The sequence below is a fragment of the Streptomyces sp. BBFR51 genome, assembly GCF_044591655.1.
In the GTDB taxonomy this organism is placed as follows: domain Bacteria; phylum Actinomycetota; class Actinomycetes; order Streptomycetales; family Streptomycetaceae; genus Streptomyces.
In genome coordinates, this window is sequence record NZ_CP172448.1 from 8,382,681 (window position 1) to 8,408,186 (window position 25,506).

The following is a 25,506-nucleotide window of genomic DNA, read 5'->3' on the forward strand; positions in this document are numbered from 1 at the left end:
GCAGAACCGTTCCGCCGCACGGATCACATCACAGCGGGTCGGTGGCTGTCCACGGCGTCCCCCGCCGCCCCGCGGGCCCGGACACCCGCCGGCCCGCCGGTCACAGCCAGCCCCGCCGCGCCGCCTGCCAGGCGAGCTGCATGCGGGTCTCCGCGTTGGCGCGCTCCATCATGCTCTGAATACGGCGCTGGACCGTCCGGCGGCTGAGCTGCATCTGCGAGGCGATCGCCTTGTCGGCCACTCCCGCCACCAGCAGGGACAGCAGTCTGCGGTCGGTCGGGGCCAGCGCGTCGGGCGCACCGGGGCCGTCGGTCCCCGACAGCTCGCCCGTGTCGTCGACGTCCAGCGGGACCGCGTCCTCCCAGTAGCGTTCGAACAGCGCGATGAGGGCGGCCAGCAGATTGCTGTCGCGGACCAGCGCCGTCGTCGGCTCCTCCGGACTGCCGTGCGGACCGCCGGAGACGAGGGGGAAGACGGCCACGGTACGGTCCGCGATCGCCAGGCGCAGCGGCAGTTGCGGCACGGCCCGGGCGACCTCACCCGCCCGTACACCCGACACCACGTTGTCGACCGCGCCCTCGTCGTCGAAGAACGCCTTCTCGTACAGCACCCGGTAGCGAACGCCCCGGGCCAGCGCCTCGAACTCCTCGGTGTTGCTGCCCGACGGCATGGCCACGTACTGGGCCTTGCAGAACCAGAGCATCTCCTCGCGCACACTGGTCTGGATCTGCCGCAGGTGCTGGCGCAGGGCCTCGGCGCCGGTGATCACCTCGAGGAGCTGACCCGCGTCGCGTCTGCGCATGGTGTCCCGGTAGGACTCGATCAGCCTGGCCGCCTCGTGCTGGGCCAGGTCGAGGGCGTCGGCGCTGCGCTTGAGGCGGGGCAGCAGGGCGACGTCGGGCGGAGCGGCCTGGTAGCGCCGGGGCGTGCCGTCGGTGGGACTGGCCAGCCCCTTCGCCGTGAGCGATTCCAGCACGTCGTCCATCCGCGCGACCGTCAGACCGCCGCGCTCCGCCAGGTCGGCTGCACCGGCCCGGCCGGACGCCACGAGCAGTGCGTACACGGACTCCTCGTCGGGCGACAGCCCCGCGATCTCCAGCACCACGAACGCCCTCCCCGGATCCTGGGCTGCGACGGTTGAACACCGTACTGCACAGGCGAGGAGGGCGCGTTGGGGGTGTACGGCATCGCCGCACACCCCCTGCCGGGCTACCGGCGTACCGCGTAGGCGCGTTGCACCGTCTGCCGCACCGAGTTGCCCGCCGAGTCGCGCGCCGTGACACGGAGCGTGACCCACGTCTCCTTGTGGCCCGGCGGGGTGAGCGAGGCCCGGAAGGCGTTGTGGCCGTGGGCGTTCACCCGGGCCGTCGACCACGTGCGCCCGTCGTCGTAGGACGCCTCGACGCGGACGCTCACGCCGCGCGGAACGGCGAGCCCTTCCTGGGCACGGACCTGCACGCCGATGCGGTGCGAACGGGTGCCGCGCACGGTGTTCCGTACGTCGACGGGTACGTCGTAGTCGAGTTGGAGCAGCGACAGCGGCGTGGCCGAGTCCGTCCGGCCCGACTCGAAGGACCACGACGTACTGGTGGCCACGCCCATCCTCCAGTCCTCCGAGGCGCGGGAGGTCTCCATGTCCAGCCGGTAGTGGGCGCGTCCGGCAGGGACACCGACGTTCTGCCAGGCGCTCTCGACGTCGTCGACCCGCTTGCCGTCCCGGTACAGCACGGCACTCGCGGCATCACCCGCGGTGACCGTGGCGGAGGTGCCGAAGCCGCCGCCTCCCGAGGCCGGCGACCAGTGGCCCGCCTGCGAGTCCGTGAACTCCGGGACCCTGAGGCGCATCACGTTGCCGTCCCGCACGGTCGGCGTCGTGGTGCCGGCGGGGATCGACGGCCGGACGACCGCGCCCTGCCAGCTCTCCCGGGGCTGCACGCCGGCCCGGTAGGTGCGCGGATTGTCACGCATGCCGGCGACGAGCGGCTGGTCCACGTCGAACGTCGTGGTGTGGTGCACCCGGTGCTGCCAGGCGGTGCCGTTGGCGCTCACGTACTCGGTGCGCGCGAAGCCCAGCGGCGCGAACCGGGTGTACTGCAGCCAGGCCGTGTTCTGGTAGGGCCGCCAGCCGAAGCGCTGCTCGCTCGCCCAGCCCGTGACGCCGTTGTCGGCGTAGGTGGACCGGACGACCGCGCTGTTGCGCGCGGACACCGAGTGGACGACCTTTTGGGGCACCCGCTGCTTCGACACCTGCATCACGTCGTACAGGTACGGGCTGCGCGCGGTGCCGGAGAACTTCACCGAGGTCGAGCCGTGCGCGACGCGTGCGAGCAGTTCGGCCCCCTTGCCCTTGCCGATCCGCAGCGTGGGCAGGGCCGTACGGTCGCCCGTCGGCCTCCAGCGGGTCCAGCCCGTGTCGTTGAAGTGGATCAGGATCACCGCACGGACACCGGCCGCGGCCGCCCGCTCGACGAGGGCCCTCTCGCTCGCTCCCGTCGGGTTGTTCACCACCGCGGCCTTTCCGCGGGCCCGGCTGAAGTCGGCGTTCGCCGCGTCGCCCGCGTCGACCGCGGTCAGTGTCGCGCCGCGCTCGGGGAAGAGCGGCGAGGCGGGCATGTAGTAGGCGCCCAGGTCGAACTTCGAGCGGGACACCTTCGCCTCGATGAGCGGGGCGACGAGCTGCCAGCGGGAGGCGAACTCGAAGGTGCCCTCGGTGACCTCGGCCGTCGGACTTATGTACAGCCGCTTGGCGATGTCGAAGTACATCGTGCCCTGCGTCAGGCTGCGGCCCCCGATCTCCCGGTAGGTCTGGTAGCTCATGATCCCGCGCTGTTCCGCGGGTTGGGGCGTGCGGATCTGGACGGGAACCGTCTTGCGGGCGTCCAGGGTGACGGTCATGTCCTTGGTGACCTTCACCTCGGGCAGCACCACGTGGCGCAGCTCCTGGCCGTCGTCCGCCGACGTCGTCCAGCTGGTGTTGAGCTGGTAGACGCCCTCCTCGACCTCGGCGACGGCCGCGGCGGAGTCGGTGTAGCCGACGAAGCCCTCCGCACCCCAGATGGTCGGCAGGTCGTGGACCTGCTTGCCGTCCTTGTCGATGGTCTTGACGGTGATCCGGTGCGTGGGGCCGTGCACCACCAGGCTCAGCGTGGTGTGCGCCGCCACCGAGCCGTCGGCGTGCCTCGCGGTGACGTAGCCGTAGAACTTGCCCTGCCCGGCACGGGCGGGATCTACGGTCAGCGGGACCTCGGCCGAGGCACCGGCCGGGACGCGTACGGAGTCGGCACCGAGCCGCGCCGATCCCTCGGCGGGCGCCTTGCCCCCTTCCGTGGCCAACTCGACGGCGAGCGAGAGCGTGACGTCCTCGTCCGAGGAGTTCGTGTACCTGACCCCGGAGGTCACGGGCTCGGTGTCCTGCGACGTGAACGGGCCCATGACGAGGGTGCCGGTGGCGGTCACGGCGCCGAGGCCCGCGGCGGGGACGTCGATCCGTCCGCCGCCCTGTTCGGTGACCTTCTGGCCGTCCACCGTGACCGCGGTGCTGATCAGCGCGTCCTTCAACTGCGCGCCGGTCCAGTCCGGATGGCGCTGGGCGAGCAGCGCGGCGGCGCCCGCCACGTGCGGGGTCGCCATCGAGGTGCCGGAGGCGGCGGTGTAGTGCTCGTCGACGGGATCGCCCATGGCGGACCCGGCCGCCCGTGCTGCCACGATGCCGACACCGGGAGCCGTCACGTCGGGCTTGACCGCGTCGTCACCGAGCCGTGGGCCGCGGCTGGAGAACGGGGCGAGGGAGTCGTCCCGGTCCACGGCCCCGACGGTCAGGGCGGCGTCCGCGGCGCCGGGCGAGCCGACGGTACGGGGGCCCTGCTCGCCCTCGTTGCCGGCCGCCACCACGAACAGGGTGCCGGTGCGCCGGCTCAGGTCGTTCAGCGCCTGGCTCATGGGGTCGGTGCCGTCGGTGGCCGTCGAGGAGCCGAGGCTCATGTTGACGACCTCGGCGCCCTGGTCCGCGGCCCACTCCATGCCGGCGATCACCTGCGACTCGCTGCCGAAGCCGTCGTCGCCGAGCACCTTGCCGACCAGCAACTGCGCGGCGGGCGCGACACCCTGGCGGCTCCCGCCGGACGCGGCGCCGCTGCCACCGACGATGGAGGCGACATGGGTGCCGTGCCCGAAGACGTCCCCGGTGCCGGAGCTGCCGGAGAAGTCCTTGGCGGCGACGACCCGGCCGGCCAGGTCGGGATGGCTCTGGTCGGCGCCGGTGTCCAGGACGGCGACCTTGACGCCCTCGCCCCGGTAGCCCGCCGACCACACGTCGGGGGCACCGATCTGGGCCGTACTGCGGTCGAGGGAGGCGCCCACCCGGCCGTCCAGCCACACGCGTGGGGTGCCGGCCCCGCTCTGCGCGCGCCGCCCGTCGCCGGGGGAGACCAACTGCTTCCAGAACCTGCCGAGGTCGGCGTCCTCGACCCGCACGGCACGCGCGTCGATGCTGTCGAGCCTGCGGACCGACGCGTCCTGCCCCAGATCGGTCAGGGCGTTCACGGAAGAGGCCGCCACCCCGTCGGCCTGTTCCACGATGAGCGGCAGCGCGTCGATGTGCGCGGTGTCGTACTGCTGCGCGAGGAGCGCGGTCACGTCGAACAGGTCCTGGTCCAGCCGCCCCGCGGCCACCAGGGCGTCGGCGTCGGACGGCAGGACCGTCACGTGGCCGTCCTGCTCGAGGGTCCGGAAGAGGAGACCCCGCCGTCCGGGCCCCGGCGTGACGGACGCCGCCTGGCGGCCGTCCGGAGCCCGCGTGAGCGTCACACTGTCACCGGTGATCAGCCTGACCGTCGCCGCGCCGTGGTCCGACGGGGTCGCGGCGGCGCCCTGACGCGGTGTGGCCGCGAGCGCGGGTACGGGTGCCACGGCGCCGGCGGCCAGCGCCAGACCTGCCGATATTGCTGCCAACAGGCGGATCCGTCTCATCAGTGCGCTGCCTTCCCATGCGTGAGATGCAAGTTCATACGTTGGCCAGAATGAGCTTGCCGAAGACGGGGTGTCATTGGATTCCGGTGGCACAGGTGGGACATGTCGCAACGGCGACACCCTCCCGCCGAGGCCCGCCGCTACGGCGGTCGGCGACCGCGACTCGGTTACGGGGGAGTGGGGTTGGTGTCCACGGGGCGCACGGCATCGGAGCGCCGCGAGTGGCGTGGGCGCAGGGAACGCCGGGGAGGATCCAGTCCTGCACCCGTCCAGTCACGTCGGAAAGGCAGGCACCGATGCACCGTCTCCTCGCCCGAGTACTCGGCCCCGACCGGGCACACCTGGCCAGAGGTGTCGCGGCCGCCCTGGCCCTCACCCTGGCCTCCTCCGCCCTCGCCGCGTCCGCGTCCACCGCCGCCGCCCCCGCGGACGCCGGGTCGGGCCGCGGCCCGGGAGGCAACGCCTGGTTCACGTCATGGGCCGGCTCGCAGCAGAGTCTCGCGCCCACCCCCGTACGCGACCAGTCCATGCGCATGATCACCCACCTGAGTCAGGGGGGTGACGCGCTCCGGATACGCGTCCAGAACACCTTCGGCGAGACACCGCTGACCGTCGACGCCGCGACGGTGGCCCACAGCACCGGAAAGGACGCGGCGACGGAAGGCCGCCCGCGGCCCGTCACGTTCGACGGCCGGCGCGAGGTCGTCGTCCCGGCCGGCGGGGAGGTGTGGAGCGACACCGCCGTACTCAGGACCGCGGCCCAGGACGACATCGCGGTCTCGCTCTCCGTCTCCGGCACGGTGTCCCCGGGACGGCACGACAGCGCCTTCCGTACCAACTACCTGACCCCGCCCGGCTCGGGCGACCACACCACCGACACGGCGGGCTCCGCGTACACCGAGACGACCGGATCCACCTACCTGGTCAGCGCGGTCGACGTGCGCAACCCGCGGCTGCGGGGCAGCCTCGTCGCCTACGGCAGCTCGGTGGTCGACGGCACCGGGTCGACCAACTGCGGCCAGGACTGCACCCGTCCGGGCGCCGACCTGCGGTGGACGGACGACCTCGCCCGGCGGATCACGTCGGAACTCCCCGCCGCCCGGCAGTTCGCCGTCGCCAACGCGGGCATCGGCGGCACCACCAGCGCCGCGACCTGCCCGGGCATCGGCGACGCCGTCCGCGGTCTGGACGCGTCCGCCCGGCTGGAACGGGACGTCCTGTCGCTGCACGGGGTCACCGGGGTCCTCTACTACTACGGGACCAACGACCTTCCGGCCGGGTGCGACGCCGCGCAGATCGAGACCAGTTACCGCGAGGTCTTCCAGCGGCTGCGGGCCGCGGGGATCAAGGTGTACGTCACGCCCATCACCCCCCGGCCGGGCTACACCGACCAGAACAACCGGGACCGGCACGCCGTCGGCACGTTCGTCTCGAAGTGGAACAGCTGCGGCGGCACCTGCGACGGGGTGCTCCCCTTCGACCAGGTGCTCGAGGACCCCGTGCGGCCGAACAGCATTTACCCGCCGTACGACACGGGCGACGGAGTCCACGCGAACATCGCGGGCCAGCAGGCGCTGGCCGACATCATCTCGCTCCCGATGCTGGCGGCGTCGGCCCGGCGGTGATCCCAGGGCCCGGGTCATGAACTCCCGTGCGGGCGCAGGGCGTCGACGACGAGGTCGAGCAGGCGGTCCGTCCGCTCCGGCTCGTCGTCGGCGGCCGTGGAGAGGAAGACGCCGAGGAGCATCGCGGTGACGTCGTCGGGCGCGACGTCCGCGCGCAGCGAGCCCGCGCGTACTCCGTGCGCGAGGATGGCGCCGATCGCGGCCGTGATGCGTTCGCGGGTGGCGGGTGTCGCGAGACGCCCCGAGGCCCAGCCGCTGTGGAGGGTGTTGAGCATGGAGCGTTTCGTCGCGACGAACGCCGCGTAGCGCTCCATCCACGCGCGCAGGGCCCGCTCGGGCGGCAGTTCGTCGAGCAGCGCGGCGGCGCCGGCCGTGACGTCGTCCAGTTCGGCGGCGTAGACGGCCTCGACCAGCGCCTCGCGGGTGGGGAAGTGCCGGTAGAGCGTGCCGATGCCGACACCTGCCTCGCGGGCGATGCCCTCGAGGGGGACGGAGTCGTCCGCGGCCGTGAACGCGGCTCGCGCGGCGGCGATGAGGTTCTCGCGGTTGCGTCGCGCGTGCGCGCGCAGCGGACGCTCGGCGGGGGCCGGCGGGTCGGGTCGACCGGCGGCAGGGCTCGGTTCCTGGTCCGGACTCAAAGCGGAGGGTCCTCCGGTAGTGCTACAGTGGGCAAAGCGGAGGATCCTCCGCTTCTGCCATCTTCTCATGAGGACGGACTTCCCATGACGTCAACCGGCACCTCCTCCTCCCACGTAACGGCCGCAGGCACTCCTCGCCCCGGCGGGGCGGGCCTGCTCGCGGGCCGGACCGTCTCACGGATCGGCTACGGCGCGATGCAGCTCGAGCGCCTGCACACCGACCGCGACGCCGCCGTCGCGCTCGTACGACGTGCGGTGGAACTCGGCGTCGACCACTTCGACACCGCCCAGTTCTACGGCGACGGCTTTGTCAACGAGGTCCTCCGTGAGGCTCTGTCCGCAACGGACGACGCCGTGGTCGTCAGCAAGGTCGGCGCCGATCCCGACCCCGGCGGCTCCATCCCGCTGCGCCTCGCGCAGCGGCCCGAGGAGCTGCGGGCGAGCGTCGAGGACAACCTCAAGAGCCTCGGCACCGATCGGCTCGCGGTCGTCAACCTGCGCCGCGCCGACACCGGTCCCGGCCTCCGTGCCGCGGGCGACCAGCTGGTCGACCTCGACGACCAGCTCGCCGTGATGACGCGGATGCGCGACGAGGGCAAGATCGGTGCGATCGGCCTGAGCAGCGTGACCGCGGACGGACTGCGCCGGGCCCTTCCCGCGGGCATCGTCTGCGTCCAGAACTCCTACAGCCTGGTCAGCCGCGGCGACGAGGACATGCTCGCGCTGTGCGCGGCCGAGGGCATCGCCTGGGTGCCCTACTTCCCGCTCGGCGGCGCCTTCCCCGTCATGCCCAAGGTCGCCGACGAGCCCGCGGTCCACGCCGTGGCGCAGACCCTCGGCGCCACCCCGGCACAGGTGGGTCTCGCCTGGCTCCTGCACCACGCCCCGAACGTGCTGCTCATCCCCGGCACCGCCGACGCCGGCCACCTGGACGCCAACATCGCCGTGGGCGGGCTCGCCCTCGACGAGACGTCCCTCGCCGCGCTCGACGCCGTGCAGAGCCGCTCCGTGGACGTCCGGCTCGACTGACGCGGGCGGGCCCGGCGGGCCCCCTGCGCGCCGGCACGGCGCGGGGCGTGGCGAAGGGGGCCCAGGGCGGTGGGCTCACATCGCGCGCAGGCCCCGGTCGGCGAAGGCGATGAGCCACTCGAAGCTCTCGTCCACGTCGGTGCCCCACTGGAAGCCGTCGGCCGCCTGCAAGGTCGCGAAGCCGTGGCACAGACTGCGGAGCATGCGCAGGGCGTGGTTCACGTCGCGGTCCGCGATCTCATAGCCGCGCAGCACCGCGGTGAACGCGCCGAGCAGCCGCTGCCCGGCCGCGGCCATCGGGTCGTCCGGTCCCGACGGTTCCTCGCCGATCGTCGCGGTGTACCGGCCGGGGTGCTCCAGTACGAAGCCGCGGAAGGCGCGCGCGGCCGCTGCCAGGGCGTCACGGCCCGCGTATCCCTGGACCGCGCCGCCGACGGCTTCGGCGGCCTCGTTGAGGGCCAGGGCCGCGATCCGCCGGTTGAGGTCGTCCTGCCCGCCCACGTGCTTGTAGAGGGAGGGGGTGCGCACACCGACCCGCTCGGCCAGCAGGCCCATCGTCAGGTTGGCGAAGCCCACCTCGTCGGCGAGGGCGGCACCGGCCGCGACCACGGCCGCCGGGTCCAGGCCCGCCCTAGGCACGGGCCGCGTCCGAGCGCAGGAAGCCGAGCGTGAGCGCGACCACCTGGTCGGGGAACTGGTCGTGCGGGTAGTGACCGGCACCTTCGACCATCTCGAGGCGGCCGAGGCCGGACGGCAGGGCGTCGACGATCGCCGAACCCTCCGCGTGCGGGTCGGCCCAGTCGGGATCGAGCGTGCCCATCACGATCAGGACCGGGCAGCGGACGTTGCCGAGCTGGGCGCCGGCGTCCGTCGGCGCGCTGCGCCCCATACTCTGCATGGCCTTCATCCGGCCCGGCTCGCGCAGCAGGGAGTCGATGCGGCCGAGCCGCTCGGCCCAGTGGGCCGGCTTCACGCCCGGGTACGCCACGTCGAGGTACGAGCGCCAGAGCGGCAGGCTGCCGAACACGCCCGCGCCGAGCAGTCGCAGCATGCCCCGGCGGAACCGCTTCACCCGCAGGTCGCCGAGCCGGACCGACTGCTTGCGGGTGAACGGCGCCAGCTCGACGACGGAGGTGACCAGCGAGGGCTCCCGCGCCGCGGCGATCGTGGCGGCACCGCCGGAGACCGAGTGGCCGACCAGCACGGCCGGGCCGCCCAGGTGGCGGATCAGGGCGAGCAGATCACCGGCGATGGCGGTGCGGCTCCAGTCCGGCCAGTCGACGCCGGACTCGCCGCAGCCGCGCAGGTCGAGCGCGGCGACCCGGTAACCGGCTGCCGCCAGCTGCGGGATCACGGCACGGTAGGCGGCGCGGCTGTCGCCCATGCCGTGCGCGAGAACGATCAGCGGGCCCGACCCCGTCACCTCGTACGCGATCGTGCCGCCGTCAACAGCGAGGTACTCGGTCATGCTCACTCCCTCAATAGGGCTAACAGCTTTAGCTAAAAGCTACTGTCGTTAGCCAAAGCTGTCAATGGGCCCGCCGGGGGTGCGGGTTCAGTCCGCCGGCGTGCGTCGTCCCGCCGCGCGCTGTACGGCCAGTTCCACTTCGCGGCGCGGGACACCGACCTCGTCGGCGTAGGCGGTGATGCCGTGGGTGAGGGCGGCGGTGGCGTCCGACCAGACCGCCAGGGCGACCGTGGCGTTCTCGCCGGAGTTGCTGCGGTACCGGTTGTCCGCGGCCTCGACGGCACGGCTGAGCTCGATGAGACGTCTCGGGATTTCCATGATCAAAAGCCTAGGGCGGCAGGGTGTGCGCCTCAGTGTCTCGTCGAGCGGGAGTGTTCTCGGTGAGGGCACTCGTCCTTGCCCTCGCCGGTGCCCATGCGGTCCGGTGGCCGGGCGGGCCGACCTTTTCAGAGACGCGCCGGCAGCTTCAGCGACGTACCGGCAGCTTCAGAGACGCGCCGGCAGCTTCAGAGACGTACCGGCCGTCTCCCGCCGAGGGTGGACTCCCGCTCCTCCAGCCAGTGCGGCGCCACGTGCACCTCGAACGGCAGGGGCGAGCGCGCCCGTATCCGGGACGCCAGGCACTTCACGGCCAGCGAGGCGATGGCGGCCTTGTCGGGGACCACGGTCGTCAGGGACGGCGTGCTGTACAGCGCCTCCTCGGAGCCGTCGATGCCGGCCACGGCGACATCGTCCGGGATGTCCAGTCGCGCCTCGTGCAGGGCGCGTTGCGCGCCGACGGCCAGCAGATCGCTGAAGCAGAAGACCGCGTCGGGCCGTACTCCGGCGGGCAGCGAGGCGAGCGCGCGCATCGCCAGGAGTCCGTTGTGGCGGTCGAACTCCTCGACGCGGGGCGCGAGCCGGGGATCGAAGGGCAACCCCGCTTCGTGCAGGGCCCGCTGGTACCCCTCCAGGCGCTGACGGCTGGTCGCGGACCCCTGGCGGTCCACGCCGATCGCGGCGATCCGGGTGCGCCCGAGGCCGATGAGATGGGCGGTGATGTCACGGGCCGCGGCGACGTTGTCGATCAGCACGTGGTCGGCGACGACGCGGTTGCGTCCGTAGGTCCGCTCGCCGAGCAGGACCAGCGGGAACTCGTCGGTGACGGAAGCGAGTTCGTCCGGCGTGACGCGCAGCGGGGAGAGGATCACGCCGTCGAGCAGCGAGGCGCCGACCCCGTTGGCCAGCCGCAGCTCCTCGGCCGCGTCCCCCAGTGACTCCTCGATCAGGACGGTCAGGCCGAGCAGGGTGGCCTCCCTGCGCACGTGATGGGCGAGTTCGGCGAAGTAGGGCGTCGCCAGTTCCGGAACGACCAGGGCGACGAGGCCGCTGCGCCCCGTGCGGAGCCTGCGCGCCGAGGGGTTCGGCCGGTAACCGAGCTCGTCCACCGCCCGCATCACCCGCGACCGCGTGGCGTCGGACACGCGCGGGGCGCCGCGTACAACGTTGGACACCGTCTTGATCGACACCCCCGCGCGCTCCGCCACGTCCTTCAGTGTCACCGCGGCCACAGCCCGCCCCCTTGCCGAAGTTTCCGCAGAGTATGCACCTGCGTGCGCCACCTGTCAGCAGGTGCGCCGGCCGCCGACTCTTTTCCCGACAGAGGGTTGACCTTGCGGACGCACGCCGGTTACAACGTTGGAACACCACGATAGCAAGCGGTTGCTGCGAGGCGGTGCCGATGTCTCCGCCTGACTGCGCACGCCCCACACCACGTGTCCCGCAGCACCCGGCCCGTCCCGCTCACGAGAGGGTCCGCATGTCTTCGCACGTTCCCAACGCCCCGCTGCGCACAGCAGTGGTCGGCACGGGGTCCATCGCGCGGTCCAGTCACCTGCCCGCCCTCCAGAAGCTGGCCGCCGAGGGCGAGGTGGAGGTCGTCGCCGCGGTCGATGTGGACGGCACGGCGGTGCGCGCGTTCGCCGACGAGTTCGGGATCCCGCACGCGTCCACCGACCTCGACGCGATGCTGACCGCGGTGCGCCCCGACCTCGTGGTGCTGTGCACACCGCCCGCCGTGCACCGCGAGCAGTCCGTGGCCGCGCTGCGGGCCGGGGCCTGGGTGTGGTGCGAGAAACCGCCGAGCCCCTCACTGGCCGACTTCGACGCCGTCGCGGCGGCCGAAGGGGACGGTGACGGCGAGGCGGCGGGACGGGGCGGTGGCAGTGACGCGGCCGAACGGGGCGACGGCACCGGGCCGTACGCCTCCATCGTCTTCCAGCACCGCTTCGGGTCCGGGGCCCGCCACGTACGCGCGCTGCTGCGCGGCGGTGCGCTGGGCCGGCCGCTGGTGGCCCACTGCCAGACCACCTGGTACCGCGACACGGCCTACTACGCGGTTCCCTGGCGGGGACGCTGGGCGACCGAGGGCGGGGGCCCCGCCATGGGACACGGCATCCACCAGACGGACCTGCTGCTGGATCTGCTGGGCCCGTGGGCCGAGGTGCGCGGCATGGCGGCCCGGCTCGTGCACGACGTGGAGACCGAGGACGTCTCCACCGCACTGGTCCGCTTCGCCGACGGAGCCGTCGCCACCCTCGTCAACAGCGTGCTGAGCCCGGACGAGGTGAGCCGGATACGCATCGACTGCGAACTCGCCACGATCGAACTGACCCACCTGTACGGCTACCGCAACGCGGACTGGCGCATCACCCCGGCGCCCGGCGTCCCCGAGGAGACCGTCGCCGCCTGGCGGGACTTCGGCGCCGACGAACCCAGTTCACACCTGGCCCAGCTGCGCGTCCTGGTCGACGACATCAAGAGCGGCCGGCGCCACACCACCAGCGGCGCGGGCGGCCGGCGGACCCTGGAGTTCATCACCGCCCTGTACAAGTCCGCGTTCACCGGCACGACCGTACGCGCGGGCGACATCGGCCCCGGCGACCCGTACTACACCGAACTGCACGGCGGAGCCCCCGGCTGGGCCCCGGCCGCCACCGTCAAGGAAGAGGACCACGCATGACGCTCTCACTGACCCATGTCCACGGTGACCGCGTCACCGTGGCCCACGGGACGGCCGGCACCGAACTGTTCTCCTACGTGTACCGCCCCGAGGCCGACTGGGAGGCGCCCAAGCCGTACCTGCACCCGGTCCGGACCCTGTCCGGGGGACTCGTCACCGACTACCGGCCCAACGACCACCGCTGGCACAAGGGGCTCCAGCTGACCGCCTCCCACCTCTCCGGACAGAACCTGTGGGGCGGCAACACCTACGTGCACGGCGAGGGTTACCTCGCACTGCCGAAGAAGGTCGGCTCGATGGCCCACGTGGCCTTCGAGGAGGTCAGCGCCTCGGCGGAGCGCGCCGTCATCGCCGAGAAGCTGACCTGGCATCCGCACGGCGGCGAACTGTGGGCCGAGGAGGAGCGCCGCATCGAGGTGCGCGACGTCGACCCGGAAGCCGGCAGCTGGACGCTCACCTGGACGTCGGCGGTCACCAACCGGCGTGCCGAACCACTGCGGTTCGGCAGCCCCACCACCCACGGGCGCCCCGCCGCCGGCTACACCGGACTGTTCTGGCGCGGCCCCCGCGCCTTCCGTGACGGCACGGTCTTCACCGCGGAGTCGTCCGAGGGCGACCTCATGGGCACCCAGGCCTCCTGGCTGGCGTACGTCGGCGAGCACGACGGGTGGGACGGCCACGCCACGGTCGTCTTCGAACACGCGCCCTCCAACGACCACTTGGGCGAGAAGGGCACCCACCCGGCGCACTGGTTCGTGCGCAGCGACCCCTTCGCCGCGGTCGCACCGTCCTGGGCGTTCCACGAGGAGCTGGTCCTGCCGCCCGGCGAGACCCTCGCCCGCGGCTACCGCGTGCTCGTCGCCGACGGCGCCTGGGACCGGGCGCGGGTCGCCGCCCACCTGGACGGACTCACGTGGTGAGCGCCGCGTACGACGGCTTCCCGGGAGCGGTGGGCGTGTCCCGACTGACCGTCTACGACTGGCCGACCGTCGAGGGACTGCCCGGCGGAGGCACCCCCCACCTGCACCTCACCTGCAGTGAGGGGTACGTGGTCACGTCGGGCCGGGGCGCGGTGCAGACCCTGACCACCTCGGGCTTCCAGGAGACCCCCCTGGAGCCGGGCACGGTCGCCTGGTTCACGCCCGGCACCATCCACCGGCTGATCAACGACTCGGGCCTCGAGATCACCGTCGTGATGCAGAACAGCGGTCTGCCCGAGGCGGGCGACGCCGTCCTCACCCTGCCCGAGGACCTTCTCGCCGACCCCGACACGTACGCCGACGCGATCCGCATCCCCGCCGACGTCCCCGAGGCCGAGCAGGTGAGGGTCGCGCGCGCTCGCCGCGACCTGGCGACCCGGCGCTTCCTGGAGCTGCGCGAGGCCACCGAGAGCGGCGATCCGGAGCCGCTGGCGGCCTTCCAGCGGGCGGCCGCCGAGCTGGTGCGGCCCCGGCTGGAGGAGTGGGAGCGGCGCTGGCGCGACGGCGCGCACGCCGCCGCCGAGGCGACCGGGACCCAACTCGACGCCCTGCGCGGCAGGAACGACGGGCACCTGGCCGACGCCAGGGTCTTTGCGACCGGGCCCAAGGCAACCGGACGCTTCGGAATGTGCGGCCGGCTGGCCGTCTACCCGGGCATCTGACCTCCGCCCCGTCGCCCCTCGGCGCGCCCTCCCGCGTTCTCCCCCTCTTCGGAACGGCAGGCGTCGCCCGAGCCGCAACCCCCACCCATCCCCGCACTCCCTGGGAAGGCCCCCCCATGCCCGAGCCCCGAAGCGGCCGGCGCCGATTCCCGAGCCGCCGGGCCGTCCTGGCCGCGGCCGCCGTCGGTCTCAGCACCGCGCTGACGGCATCGCTCAGCGCGTGCTCCTCTTCCTCCGGCGACGTGTCGTCCGGCGGCGTGACCCTCACCTTCTCCTGGTGGGGCAACGACGACCGCGCCGAACGCACCAAGAAGGCCGTGGAACTCTTCGAGAAGGAACACCCCGGCGTCACCGTCCGCACGTCGAACGCCGACTTCGGCTCGTACATGCAGAAGCTGGCCACCCAGGCGGCCGGCGGCGGCATCCCGGACGTCGCCCAGCTCGACTACCGGCAGATCTCCCAGTACTCGGGCGGCGGCGCGCTCCTGCCGCTCGACGACGCCGTCGACAGCGGCGCGATCCGTACCTCCGAGATGGACGAGGAGTTCCTGCACACCGGCACCTACGAGGGTGAGCAGTACGCCGTGCCGATGGGCCGCGGCATCACCGGCTACGCCTACGACTCCAAGATCTACCGGCAGGCCGGCATCCCCACGCCCCAGCCCGACTGGACCTGGCAGGAATGGGCCGAGGCCAACCGGAAGATCACCGCCCTGGGGCTCGAATCCCCCGACGGACGTGACGTGGTGGGCGCCAACGACAACGGCGTCAACGAGGACATCTTCGAGGACTGGCTCCGCAGCCGCGGCGGGAAGCTCTACGCGAGCCAGACGGAACTGGGCTTCACCGAGGACGACCTCACGGAGTTCTGGACGTTCTGCGACAAGCTGCGCGAGGAAGGCGTGGTCGCCGAGGCCGCGGACACCTCACAGGCCAACACCACCGAGATGTCGCCCATGGGCCGCGGGCTCGCCGCAGCCGACTTCACCTGGGACGCCCCGTTCCCCGGCTACACCGCACTGCTCGGCGACCAGGTCCACTTCGCCCCCGTCCCCACCGCCGACGGGCGCCAGGGCGCCTACTTCAAACCCTCCATGCTCCTCGGCGTCGGGGCGAACAGCGACCACCCCAAGGAGGCCACCGCACTCGTCGACTTCCTCCTCAACGACGAGCGGGCCGGGGACATCCTCGGCTTCACCCGCTCCACACCGCCCAACCGGAAGGTCGCCGCCCGCGTCGCCAGGACACTGGAGGGCGCGGAACGGGAGATCTACCAGTACGCGCAGAAGATGGAGAAGTACGGCCTGGACGCGCCGCCCACCGCGCCACCGCGGGGCGACGTCGCCATCCAGACCGCCTTCAAGCGCGCCTACCACCGTGTGATGTACGAACTGACCTCCCCGCGGGATGCGGCACGGGAATTCATCGACGAGGCCAACCGGGAGCTGAGGTCATGAGCACGGTGTCGACCAGGGCGCCCGCGAGCGCCCACCCCGCGACGGAACCACGGCCACCGGCCAAACGCCGCCGCGGCCGCCGCGAACAGCAGTGGCCCGCCTACGTGTTCCTCACCCCGTGGATGCTCGGCGCGGCCGTCCTGACACTCGTGCCGATGGCCGTGTCGCTGTACCTGTCCTTCACCGACTACAACCTGTTCGACCCGCCGCACTGGGTGGGCCTGCGCAACTACAAGGAGATGCTCACCGAGGACCCCCGCTTCTGGCGGTCCGTCGGCACCACACTGCTGTACGTGGTCGTCGCCGTACCGCTGAAGCTGATCCTCGCGCTCGGGGCGGCGATGCTCCTGAAGAACCTCGGCCGCGGCCGCGCGTTCTACCGCTCCGCCTTCTACGCGCCCTCGCTGCTCGGGGCGAGCATGTCGATCGCCCTGGTGTGGCGCGCCCTGTTCAACGACGGCGGCTCGGTCTCCAGTGTCCTCGGCTCCCTCGGCATCGACCTCGGCGGCTGGGTCGGCAACCCGGACCTCGCGGTGTACGTCATCGTCCTGCTGACGGTGTGGCAGTTCGGCGCGCCCATGGTGATCTTCCTGGCCGGGCTCCAGCAGATCTCGCCCGAACTGTACGAGGCGGCGGCGCTGGACGGCGCGGGCCGCCGGCGGCAGTTCGTCTCGGTCACCGTGCCGATGCTGTCCCCGGTCGTCTTCTTCAACCTGGTGCTGGAGATGATCCAGTCGTTCCAGGTGTTCACCCCGGCCTTCGCGGTCAGCGGCGGCGAGGGCGGTCCCGCCGACTCGACCATGTTCTACACGCTGTACCTCTACGAACGCGGCTTCACCGCCTCCCACATGGGCTACGCGGCGGCCATGGCCTGGCTGCTGCTCATCGCCATCGGTGTCATCACCCTGATCCTGTTCAGGACCTCCAGGTCCTGGGTCTTCTACGCGGACGAGGAGGGACGATGAACCTCACCACCAGGCGATGGCTCCCGCACACGATCGCCGTCGTGGGCCTGCTCGTCCTGCTGTACCCCCTGGCCTGGCTGCTCGCCACGTCGCTCAAGCCGGCCGACGAGGTGGTGACCAGCCTCGACCTGTGGCCCAGCCACCTCCAGTGGTCGAACTACACCACCGCCCTGGACGGAGTGTCCGGAGTCCCGGTGAGCCGGCTGCTGTGGAACTCCCTGCTGATCGCGGGCGGCGCCGTCATCGGCAACGTGGTGTCCTGCTCCCTGGCCGCCTACGCCTTCGCCCGGCTGCGCTTTCGCATGAGCAAGGTGATGTTCGCCTTCATGGTCGCGACGCTCATGCTGCCGCACCACGTCGTGCTGATCCCGCAGTACATCATCTTCAACCGGCTCGGCATGGTCGACACCTACTGGCCGCTGATCCTGCCGAAGTTCCTGGCCACCGAGGCGTTCTTCGTCTTCCTCATCGTCCAGTTCATGCGCGGTCTGCCGCGCGAGCTGGAGGAGTCCGCCCGCATCGACGGCTGCGGCGCCTTCCGCACGTACTGGTCGGTCACGCTGCCGCTGAGCCGGCCGTCCCTGATCACCACGGCGATCTTCACCTTCATCTGGACGTGGAACGACTTCTTCACGCAGATGATCTATCTGTTCGCCCCGGAGAAGTTCACCATCACCCTCGCCCTGCGCAGCTTCGTCGACCAGTCCAGCACCTCCGCCTACGGTCCCATGTTCGCGATGTCCGTGATCTCCGTGCTGCCGATCGTGCTGTTCTTCTTCGTCTTCCAGCGCTACCTGGTGCAGGGCATGGCGACCTCCGGACTGAAGGGCTGACACCATGACCCAGGCACCCACCCTTTCGCCCAGCGACCGCAGGGAACCCGGAGAGGTGTTCTCGGCCGGCTTCACCCTCTTCGCCGACATGCTGCTGGTGGGCCTGCTCACCGGCGTCGCCTGCCTCCCCGTCGTCACCGCGCCGGCCGCGTTCGCCGCCGCGTCGGCCACCCTGCGCCGGGCGGCCGAGGACGCGGTGCCCGTCAAGGCCGGTACGTACGCCGCCCAGCTGGGTGCGCGGCTGACCCGGGGCTCACTCGCCGGCGGTCTGGCCGTGCCGCTCCTCGCCGTCATCCTGCTGGTCGACCACGCGCTGACGCGCAGCACCATGCCCGGCGCGGACGTCGTGGCCCCCGCACTGGTCCTGCTCGCCCTCGGCAGCGCGGTGGTGGCACTGCGCACCACCGCGCTGCCTGCGCCGCACACACTGTCCCTGCGCGAGGGTCTCCTCCGCTCCGTCGCCGACCCTCGCGGCAGCCTCCTGCTGACCGGCGCGGTCGTACTGGCCGCGCTGCTCGTCTGGTCCATCCCCGTACTGATCCCCCTGCTGCCCGGCCCCCTGGCCTTCGCCGCCACCGTCGTGGACATGCGCTTCGCGGGGGAGGGACGAGCGGAAGACTCCCCGGAGCCGGAGGCCGGCCGTACTCGAAACTGAGTACACGCGACGGTCGGTGCGAACGACGACGGGGCGGGCCCGCCCGGTGAGGCTGGAGAGGTTCCCCAGATCAGATGCGGAGACCTCTCCATGGCAATCCTGTTGTACCGGTTGGGACGTGGCGCCTTCCGACGGCGCCGGTGGGTGACGCTCCTGTGGGTGGCCGTCCTCGCCGTCGTCGGACTCGGCGCCATGAGCGCAGGCGAGGCGGGTGAGGACTCGGACTCGATGCCCGGAATCGAGTCCCAGCAGGCGTTCGACCTCATCAACGAGCGGTTCCCGGACGCCGAGGCGGAGGGCTCGAGCGCCCGGATCGTCCTCGTCGCACCGGACGGCCGCAAGGTCACGGCGACCGAGTACCGGGCCGCGATCGACACCCTGGTGGCCGAGGTGGCCGACGGGCCACAGGTCGCCGCGGTGTCGGACCCCCTCGAGGGGACGACGGTCAGCGAGGACGCGTCCACGGCGTACGCCACCGTCACCTACAAGGTCACCGACGACGACGTCACCGACGCCGACAGGGCAGATCTCACGAAAGCCGTGGAGGAGGCCCGGCACTCGGGCCTGACCGTCGAGGCCGGCGGCGACGCCCTGGAGGGGGAGCCGTCGACCGGGATCGGCGAGTTCCTGGGCATCGGCGTCGCCGCGGTGGTTCTCCTGGTCACCTTCGGATCGCTGGCGGCCGCCGGGCTGCCGCTGATCACCGCCGTCCTCGGCGTGGCCCTCACCCTCACCTCGATCATCGCGCTGGGCGGCGCCCTCGGCCTGTCCTCGACCGACAGCGAACTGGCGATGATGATCGGCATCGCGGTGGGTGTCGACTACGCCCTGCTCGTCGTCTCCCGCTACCGCGAGGAGCGGGCCAGGGGGCACCACGCCCAGGAGGCCGCGGGGCTGGCCGCGGGCACGGCCGGATCCGCGGTCGTCTTCGCCGGACTCACCGTGGTCATCGCGCTGGCCGGCCTGTCGGTGATCGGAGTCCCGTCCCTGACGCGGATGGGTCTGGCCGCCGCCGGCGCGGTCGTCTTCGCGGTGCTGATCACACTGACCCTGGTGCCCGCGCTGTTCGGCTTCTGGCCCGATGCCCTGCTGGCCCGCCGTGTCCGCGAGGGGACGAAGCCCCGCCCCGCCCGGCGGGTCCGGGAGACCGGGGAGTGGGGCGCCCGCTGGGCCCGGTTCGTCCGGCGCCGCCCGGTGCCCGTACTGCTCGGCTCGGTGGCCGTGCTGGGCGCTCTCGCCGTACCGGCGCTGGACCTGCGGCTCGGCATGCCCGGTGACGAGGCCAAGCCCACCTCCACCACCGAGCGCCGGGCGTACGACGCCCTCGCGGACGGCTTCGGCCCCGGGTTCAACGGCCCGCTGACCATCGTCGTGGACGCCCGGCAGGCCGACGACCCGCGCTCCGCGGTCACAGCAGTCTCCAAGAAGGTCGCCGGCACCGGGGGAGTGGTCTCCGTGTCGCCGCCCCGGTTCAACGCCGTGAAGGACACCGCGATCATCCAGGCCGTCCCGTCCACCGCGCCCACCAGCGAGCGGACCAAGGAACTCGTCCACACCATCCGCGACGAGCGCCCCGCGACCCAGGCCGCCACCGGCGCGACCTTCGAGGTGACCGGTACCACCGCGCTCAACATCGACGTCGCCCAGAAGATGACGGACGCCCTGATCCCGTACCTGCTGGTCGTCGTCGGCCTGGCCTTCCTCCTGCTGCTGGTCGTCTTCCGGTCCGTACTCGTACCGCTCAAGGCCGCCCTCGGCTTCCTGCTGTCGGTCGGGGCGTCCTTCGGCGCACTCGTCACCGTCTTCCAGAACGGCCACGGGGCCGGACTCCTGGGCATCGACGAGACCGGACCGATCATGAGCACCATGCCGCTCATGCTGGTGGGCATCGTCTTCGGCCTCGCCATGGACTACCAGGTGTTCCTCGTGTCGCGGATGCGGGAGGCCTTCATCCACGGGGAGCCGCCCGCCGAGGCCGTCGTCACCGGGTTCCGCCACAGCGGCCGGGTCGTGACCGCCGCCGCGGTCATCATGATGGCCGTCTTCGCGGGCTTCATGACCGGCGGCGAGACCCTGCTCAAGATGGTCGGCCTCGGCCTGGCGCTCGCCGTCCTGTTCGACGCCTTCGTCGTCCGCATGGCGTTCGTGCCCGCCGTTCTCGTCCTGCTCGGCGAGCGGGCGTGGTGGCTGCCACGCCGGCTGGACCGGCTGCTCCCGCGGGTCGACGTGGAGGGCGAGGCCCTCGGCCGCCGGGCGCCCGCCCCGGCGCTCGCGGCCCGGCCCGGTGCCGAACAGCAGGACCCGGTGCGCCTCTGAACCGCACCCCGGGAAGGCCGCCCGCGCGTGACCCGGGCGGCCCTCCTGACGTGCGCGGGCCGCATCGGCGATCCTGGTCCGAGGAGGAACTCATGCTCAGCAGTTGGCGACGGTACGCCGATGGCCACCCCCACCTCGTCGAGGCGGCCTTCCTGCTGCTGGCGTTCGTCGCCACCAGCCGGCAGTACGTGGAGGGAGACGTCGGCTGGTGGGCGGGCCAGCCCCTGGCACTCGCGGCCACCGCGGGCCTGTTGCGGCGCCGCGACCACCCGCGAGCCGCGGTCCTGACGACCGCCGCCTGTGCCGCCGTGTCCGTGGCGGTGGGCTATCCCGTCCTGCCGCTGCTGCTGACGCCCGTGCTCGTCGCGCTGTACGAAGCGGCCGCCCGCACCCCGCAGCGAGCGGCCTACGTCGCCTACCTCGGAGCCGTCGCGCTGATCATCCCGGCCGCGCTGCTCTCCGGGCGCAACGGCCGGCCGTTGGTGGCAGAGGGCTTCGCCCCGGCCGCCTGGATGCTGTTTCCCGTTCTGGCCGGCGCAGCGGTCAGAAGCCGCCGCGCCTACGTCGACGCCGTCCACACCCGGGCCGAGCACGCCGAGCGCACCCGCGAGGAAGAGGCCCGCCGGCGCGTCGCCGAGGAACGCGTCCGCATCGCCCGCGAACTGCACGACGTCGTCGCCCACCACATGGCGCTGGCCAACGCCCAGGCCGGCACCGCCGCCCACCTCGCCCGCACTCACCCGGAGCAGGCTCACGAGATCCTCTCGCACCTGACGGGCACCACCGCATCGGCACTGCGCGAACTGAAGGCCACCGTCGGTCTGCTGCGCCGCTCCGACGAGCCCGAGGACGCCCTGCAACCCCCGCCCGGACTCGGCCGGCTCCCCGAACTGGTCTCCGCGTTCGGCTCCGCCGGACTCCTCGTCACCGTCACCACCGAGGGTGTGCGGCGCCCCCTGCCGCCCGGAGTGGACCTGACCGCCTTCCGGATCGTGCAGGAGGCCCTCACCAACGTCACCAAACACACCGACGCCGGCACGGCGGACGTGCACCTCGCCTACGCCCACGACCGGCTGACCCTCACCGTCGCCGACGACGGAGGCGCCACCCCGCGCCCACCGGGCCCCGACGGCGGCTTCGGCCTCGTCGGCATGCGGGAACGCGCCCAGACCTCCGGAGGCCGCCTGCGGGCGGGCGCCCTGCCGGAAGGCGGCTTCGCCGTCACCGCCGAACTGCCCGCGCCTCCTCCACCAAGGGAACAGCCCCAATGACCATCCGCGTGCTGCTCGCCGACGACCAGGCTCTGCTGCGGGCGACCTTCCGGATCCTCATCGACTCGAGCGAGGACCTGGAAGTCGTCGCCGAAGCCGCCGACGGTCAGGACGCCATCGCGCTGACCCGCACCCACCGCCCCGACATCGTCCTCATGGACATCCGCATGCCAGGCACAGACGGCCTCGCCGCCACCGCCGCCATCTGCGCCGACCCCGACCTCAAGGACACCCGGGTCCTCGTCCTCACCACCTTCGAGACCGACGAGCACGTCGCCCGAGCACTGCGCATCGGCGCGAGCGGCTTCCTGGGCAAGGACGTCACGGCCGAGGAACTCCTCGACGGCATCCGCACGGTGGCCGCCGGCGACGCCCTCCTGTCCGCCGCGGCCACCCGCAGCCTCATCACCCGGTTCCTCGATTCCCCCGACCCCGCAGCCTCCCCCGTGCTGCCCGAGGACCTGGCCGCTCTCACCGCCCGTGAGCGACAGGTGACCGCCTTGGTCGCGGACGGGAAGTCCGACAAGGAGATCGCGGCCGAACTGTTCCTCAGCCCGCTGACCGTACGCACCCACGTCCAACGCGCCAAGACCAAACTCGGCGCCCGCGACCGCGCCCAACTGGTGTCCCACGCCTACCGCTCCGGCCTGGTGAGACCACCGCGCTGACGGGCCGCCTCTGACGGGCCGCGTCACGTTCGGTCGATGTGAGAGGATCCCGGATCCATGGGTGAAGCGACTCGAACCGACGTGGTCCTGTCCGGGTACGGCCCGGTCGGGCAGGCTTTCGTCGACAGGCTGGCCCGGCACGGGGACGCGCTCGAAGGCCGTTACGGCATACGTCCGCGCGTGGGTGCCGTGCGCGCGAGCTCGGCCCAGTGCCGGCCGGGTGACGACGGGGCCGTGCCGCCGCGCTCGGAGTGGGGTCCGCCGAGACCGTTGGACGAGACGTTCGACCGGACCGGCGCGCGCGTGTTCGTCCAGGCCCTCCCCTCCTCGCCCGAACTGCGGCAGCACGCGGCGCAGGAGGCCGTGACCGCGCTGCGCCGGGGGATCCACGTGGTGACGGCCACCAAGAGCCACCTGCTCACGCACTGGCGGGAACTCGACGAGGCCGCCCGGGCGGGCGGCAGCATGATCAGGATCTCCGGGGCGACCGGATCGGCGCTTCCCGCGGGCGACCTGGCGCGAACGTCCCTGCGCGGCCTGGACTGCCGGACGATCCGGGCGTGCCCCAACGGCACCGTGACCTTCGTCCTCGACCGCCTCGCCGACGGCGACACGCTGAGCGACGCCATCCGTGCCGCGAGACTCCGGGGCATCGCGGAGGCGGATCCCTCGGCGGACCTGTCGGGCGAGGACGCCGCCACCAAGGTGCGGCTGCTGGCGGCACTGGCCTGGGGATGGGACCCGGCGACGGTGCGGGTGCGGACGGAGCCGGTGGACGAAGGCACCGCCGGCAGAGCCCGGGACGCGGCCTCCCGGTCCCGTCGGCTGCGGGCGGTCGCCGCCGCGTCGGCGGACGAGCCCCACGTGGTGCGCGTACGCCTGGAGGAGACCGGACCGGGGGATCCTCTGCACGCGCTGACCGGGCCCGAGAAGGCCGTCGTCTTCGGCTGCCCCGACGCGGGCGACGTGACCGTGAGCGGCGGACGGTCGAGCCCGGTGGGGGCGGCGCTGGCCCTGCTGAAGGACACCATCGAAGTCACGGCTCCCCGCACGGGGTTCTGCTGAAGCGCGGTACGGCGACCCCGCCCGGGGCGTTTGGCCTACGGCACCGTGATGACGGTCTTGCCGCAGGCGTGCCCTTCCTCGACGTGCCGTACCGCCTCCGCGGTGTCGGCCAGGGCGTAGGTCCGGCCGACCACGGGCGTGACCTGCCCCGCCTCGACGAGCCCGGTGACGGCGAGCAGGTCCTCGCGGGCCGGCCCGTCCGGGGTCGCCGGGAGGATCGGGCGCAGCCGCTGCCGGGTGAGGGCGTTGACGGCCGCGAGTTTCAGCATGGCGCCGATCGCCCCGAACACCCGGCCGGGGGAGCCGCCGCCGTTGGCCACCAGGACGCCCGCCGGAGTGAGCGCGCGGCGCAGCCGGCCCAGCGGGTGGTTGCCCACGTTGTCCAGGATGACGTCGTAGCGCTCGCGTCCGTCGGTGAAGTCCTCGAGGGCGTAGTCGAGGACGTGGGCGGCGCCCAGTGAGCGGACCAGGTCGGTGTTGCGTGCGCTGCACACCCCGGTGACCTCCGCGTCCAGCACCGCCGCGAGCTGCACGGCGAAGGTGCCGACTCCGCCGCCCGCCCCGTTGACCAGCACCCGTTGCCCGGGACGCACCCGGCCCACGGTCCGGACGCCGCGCAGCGCGGTCACGGCCCCCACCGGTACGGCGGCCGCCTGCTCGAAGGTCAGGCCGGCGGGCCTGGGCACCAGCAACTCCTCGGTGGTGCACGCGTACTCGGCGAAGGCCCCCGGGCAGAAGCCGAGCACCGGATCACCGGGCAGCAGCCCCCGCACACCGGCACCGACGCTCTCCACCACCCCGGCCGCGTCGAGACCGGCCACCCGGCACTTCGGACGGGTGAGCCCCATGCCTCCCAACAGCCGTGCCGCGTACGGGTCTCCGCGCAGCATGTGCCAGTCGTACGGATTCACCGCGGCGGCGTGCACGCGCACCAGCACCTGGCCGGCCCCGGCGCGGGGCCGGTCGACCTCCCGCAGCCGCAGGGTGTCCGGCGCGCCGAACCGCTCCTGGACCACTGCCTTCATCGCCCTGCCACCATCCCCTCGGGACGCCCCGGGACCGATCGCGGGTCGCGTGGTGAGGGCAACGTAGGGGCACGGCGTACGGCCGTCAATGGCCGTACGGGGGCTACTTCACACGTGCCGACGGCGCCTGATCCCGCCGTGTGATGTCCCGCCGCGTCCCGCGGACGCGTCATCCGGGGCGGCGAACGCGCAGGTCGGGCCCGGGGCGTCCCCGTCCCGCGCCATGTTCGCGGCGGATCTGGCGGGACTCGCCGGCCGGCCCTCATCGTCGTATGTGCCGCTCCGCAGGGACGGCAGGAGGCAGGACTCCGACGCACGACGACCCACAGGGGGAACAATGCGAATGAACACGATGACGAGGACGATCGTGGGCCTCACCGCCGCCGCCGGTGTCGCGGCCGGCGGCCTTGCGGGCGCCGCGACCGCGACCGCGCAGCCCGCCCGGTCCGCGCCCGCCGCGGTCAGCACCAAGGACGCCGCTCCGCTGGCGGTGAACAACCTGGGCCTGAGCACGACGCAGGCCAGGTACGTCCAGTGCTGGATCAAGGACAAGTGGAACTACAACGGCGCCCTGGACGGGCAGCTGGGCACGCAGAGCTGGCAGTCGCTGCAGCGCTGGCTCAAGAAGCACTGGGGCTACGACGACAGGATCGACGGCATCGTCGGCAAGAACACCGTCAGCGCCCTGCAGCGCGACCTGAAGAAGTACCACGGCTACAAGGGCAAGATCGACGGCATCGCCGGAACGAAGACCAAGGCGGCCTTCAAGGACTTCGCGGCCGACTCCAAGCCGTACTGCTGAACCGGCCCGAAGCGACAACGGCCGTCCGGTGCGCCTCTGGGAGCGCGCCGGACGGCCACGCCGTGGAACGGGAGCCCG

Annotated in this window: 23 protein-coding genes; 14 read left to right on the forward strand and 9 right to left on the reverse strand. The window is 72.5% G+C overall.

The features are described 5' to 3' along the window. Positions 1-100: 100 nt before the first annotated feature. Positions 101-1,105: a helix-turn-helix domain-containing protein gene (locus ACGH7X_RS38100; protein WP_399894833.1), complete on the reverse strand. Its 1,005-nt coding sequence runs from the start codon at positions 1,103-1,105 to the stop codon at positions 101-103. A gap of 104 nt (positions 1,106-1,209) precedes the next feature. Further along, a complete protein-coding gene (locus ACGH7X_RS38105) occupies positions 1,210-4,968 on the reverse strand; it encodes a S8 family peptidase (RefSeq protein ID WP_399894835.1) in 3,759 nt (1,252 codons plus the stop codon). A 296-nt stretch (positions 4,969-5,264) separates the two neighbouring features. On the opposite strand from ACGH7X_RS38105, the gene ACGH7X_RS38110 reads away from it, so the two are divergent. Continuing rightward, the gene (locus ACGH7X_RS38110; RefSeq protein ID WP_399894838.1) at positions 5,265-6,593 is read left to right on the forward strand and encodes an SGNH/GDSL hydrolase family protein; all 1,329 of its coding nucleotides are present in this window, start codon (positions 5,265-5,267) and stop codon (positions 6,591-6,593) included. Between the two features lie 14 nt (positions 6,594-6,607). Here the strand turns inward: ACGH7X_RS38110 and ACGH7X_RS38115 are convergent, their stop codons facing one another. After that, entirely contained in the window at positions 6,608-7,231 is a 624-nt protein-coding gene (locus tag ACGH7X_RS38115) for a TetR/AcrR family transcriptional regulator (protein WP_399894840.1), read from the reverse strand. A gap of 84 nt (positions 7,232-7,315) precedes the next feature. Here ACGH7X_RS38115 and ACGH7X_RS38120 point away from each other — a divergent pair, with 84 nt between their 5' ends. After that, positions 7,316-8,260: an aldo/keto reductase gene (locus tag ACGH7X_RS38120; protein WP_399894843.1), complete on the forward strand. Its 945-nt coding sequence runs from the start codon at positions 7,316-7,318 to the stop codon at positions 8,258-8,260. 75 nt (positions 8,261-8,335) lie between these two features. Here the strand turns inward: ACGH7X_RS38120 and ACGH7X_RS38125 are convergent, their stop codons facing one another. From ACGH7X_RS38125 to ACGH7X_RS38140, 4 genes are all read right to left on the reverse strand, one after another. Continuing rightward, positions 8,336-8,869, reverse strand: coding sequence for a TetR/AcrR family transcriptional regulator (locus tag ACGH7X_RS38125; RefSeq protein ID WP_399897639.1), 534 nt, complete (start codon positions 8,867-8,869; stop codon positions 8,336-8,338). 22 nt (positions 8,870-8,891) lie between these two features. Continuing rightward, on the reverse strand, positions 8,892-9,728 hold the full coding sequence (locus tag ACGH7X_RS38130) for an alpha/beta fold hydrolase (protein ID WP_399894845.1): 837 nt from the start codon (positions 9,726-9,728) through the stop codon (positions 8,892-8,894). Positions 9,729-9,815: 87 nt separating this feature from the next. Next, positions 9,816-10,046 carry a hypothetical protein gene (locus tag ACGH7X_RS38135; protein ID WP_399894847.1) on the reverse strand — a complete coding sequence of 77 codons (231 nt, stop codon included), beginning with the start codon at positions 10,044-10,046 and terminating at the stop codon, positions 9,816-9,818. Between the two features lie 188 nt (positions 10,047-10,234). After that, positions 10,235-11,278, reverse strand: coding sequence for a LacI family DNA-binding transcriptional regulator (locus ACGH7X_RS38140; protein ID WP_399894850.1), 1,044 nt, complete (start codon positions 11,276-11,278; stop codon positions 10,235-10,237). A gap of 248 nt (positions 11,279-11,526) precedes the next feature. On the opposite strand from ACGH7X_RS38140, the gene ACGH7X_RS38145 reads away from it, so the two are divergent. From ACGH7X_RS38145 to ACGH7X_RS38195, 11 genes are all read left to right on the forward strand, one after another. Next, positions 11,527-12,729, forward strand: coding sequence for a Gfo/Idh/MocA family protein (locus tag ACGH7X_RS38145; RefSeq protein WP_399894853.1), 1,203 nt, complete (start codon positions 11,527-11,529; stop codon positions 12,727-12,729). Further along, on the forward strand, positions 12,726-13,649 hold the full coding sequence (locus ACGH7X_RS38150; RefSeq protein WP_399894856.1) for a PmoA family protein: 924 nt from the start codon (positions 12,726-12,728) through the stop codon (positions 13,647-13,649). The genes ACGH7X_RS38145 and ACGH7X_RS38150 overlap by 4 nt, the downstream gene beginning before the upstream one ends. Beyond that, positions 13,643-14,371 (forward strand): cupin domain-containing protein, encoded by a 729-nt coding sequence (locus tag ACGH7X_RS38155; protein WP_399894858.1) that lies wholly within the window; start codon positions 13,643-13,645, stop codon positions 14,369-14,371. The genes ACGH7X_RS38150 and ACGH7X_RS38155 overlap by 7 nt, the downstream gene beginning before the upstream one ends. A 116-nt stretch (positions 14,372-14,487) precedes the next feature. Then, positions 14,488-15,828: an ABC transporter substrate-binding protein gene (locus tag ACGH7X_RS38160; protein WP_399894861.1), complete on the forward strand. Its 1,341-nt coding sequence runs from the start codon at positions 14,488-14,490 to the stop codon at positions 15,826-15,828. Continuing rightward, positions 15,825-16,793 carry a carbohydrate ABC transporter permease gene (locus ACGH7X_RS38165; protein ID WP_399894864.1) on the forward strand — a complete coding sequence of 323 codons (969 nt, stop codon included), beginning with the start codon at positions 15,825-15,827 and terminating at the stop codon, positions 16,791-16,793. The genes ACGH7X_RS38160 and ACGH7X_RS38165 overlap by 4 nt, the downstream gene beginning before the upstream one ends. After that, entirely contained in the window at positions 16,790-17,626 is an 837-nt protein-coding gene (locus tag ACGH7X_RS38170; protein WP_399894867.1) for a carbohydrate ABC transporter permease, read from the forward strand. Before ACGH7X_RS38165 ends, ACGH7X_RS38170 begins: the two co-directional genes overlap by 4 nt. Before the next feature lie 4 nt (positions 17,627-17,630). Then, positions 17,631-18,281 (forward strand): hypothetical protein, encoded by a 651-nt coding sequence (locus ACGH7X_RS38175; protein ID WP_399894870.1) that lies wholly within the window; start codon positions 17,631-17,633, stop codon positions 18,279-18,281. Between the two features lie 90 nt (positions 18,282-18,371). After that, entirely contained in the window at positions 18,372-20,597 is a 2,226-nt protein-coding gene (locus ACGH7X_RS38180) for an MMPL family transporter (RefSeq protein ID WP_399894873.1), read from the forward strand. Between the two features lie 92 nt (positions 20,598-20,689). Beyond that, the gene (locus tag ACGH7X_RS38185) at positions 20,690-21,868 is read left to right on the forward strand and encodes a sensor histidine kinase (protein ID WP_399894876.1); all 1,179 of its coding nucleotides are present in this window, start codon (positions 20,690-20,692) and stop codon (positions 21,866-21,868) included. Next, on the forward strand, positions 21,865-22,536 hold the full coding sequence (locus ACGH7X_RS38190) for a response regulator (RefSeq protein WP_399894879.1): 672 nt from the start codon (positions 21,865-21,867) through the stop codon (positions 22,534-22,536). Before ACGH7X_RS38185 ends, ACGH7X_RS38190 begins: the two co-directional genes overlap by 4 nt. Positions 22,537-22,593: 57 nt before the next feature. Continuing rightward, entirely contained in the window at positions 22,594-23,601 is a 1,008-nt protein-coding gene (locus ACGH7X_RS38195; protein ID WP_399894882.1) for a homoserine dehydrogenase, read from the forward strand. 35 nt (positions 23,602-23,636) lie between these two features. Here the strand turns inward: ACGH7X_RS38195 and ACGH7X_RS38200 are convergent, their stop codons facing one another. Then, complete coding sequence (locus ACGH7X_RS38200; RefSeq protein ID WP_399894885.1) at positions 23,637-24,626, reverse strand: NAD(P)-dependent alcohol dehydrogenase; 990 nt, start codon at positions 24,624-24,626, stop codon at positions 23,637-23,639. 558 nt (positions 24,627-25,184) lie between these two features. After that, complete coding sequence (locus ACGH7X_RS38205; RefSeq protein ID WP_399897642.1) at positions 25,185-25,250, reverse strand: 4Fe-4S binding protein; 66 nt, start codon at positions 25,248-25,250, stop codon at positions 25,185-25,187. A 73-nt stretch (positions 25,251-25,323) separates the two neighbouring features. Here ACGH7X_RS38205 and ACGH7X_RS38210 point away from each other — a divergent pair, with 73 nt between their 5' ends. Continuing rightward, positions 25,324-25,428, forward strand: a complete 105-nt coding sequence (locus ACGH7X_RS38210) for a peptidoglycan-binding protein (RefSeq protein ID WP_399897645.1) — start codon at positions 25,324-25,326, stop codon at positions 25,426-25,428. Positions 25,429-25,506: the final 78 nt, after the last annotated feature.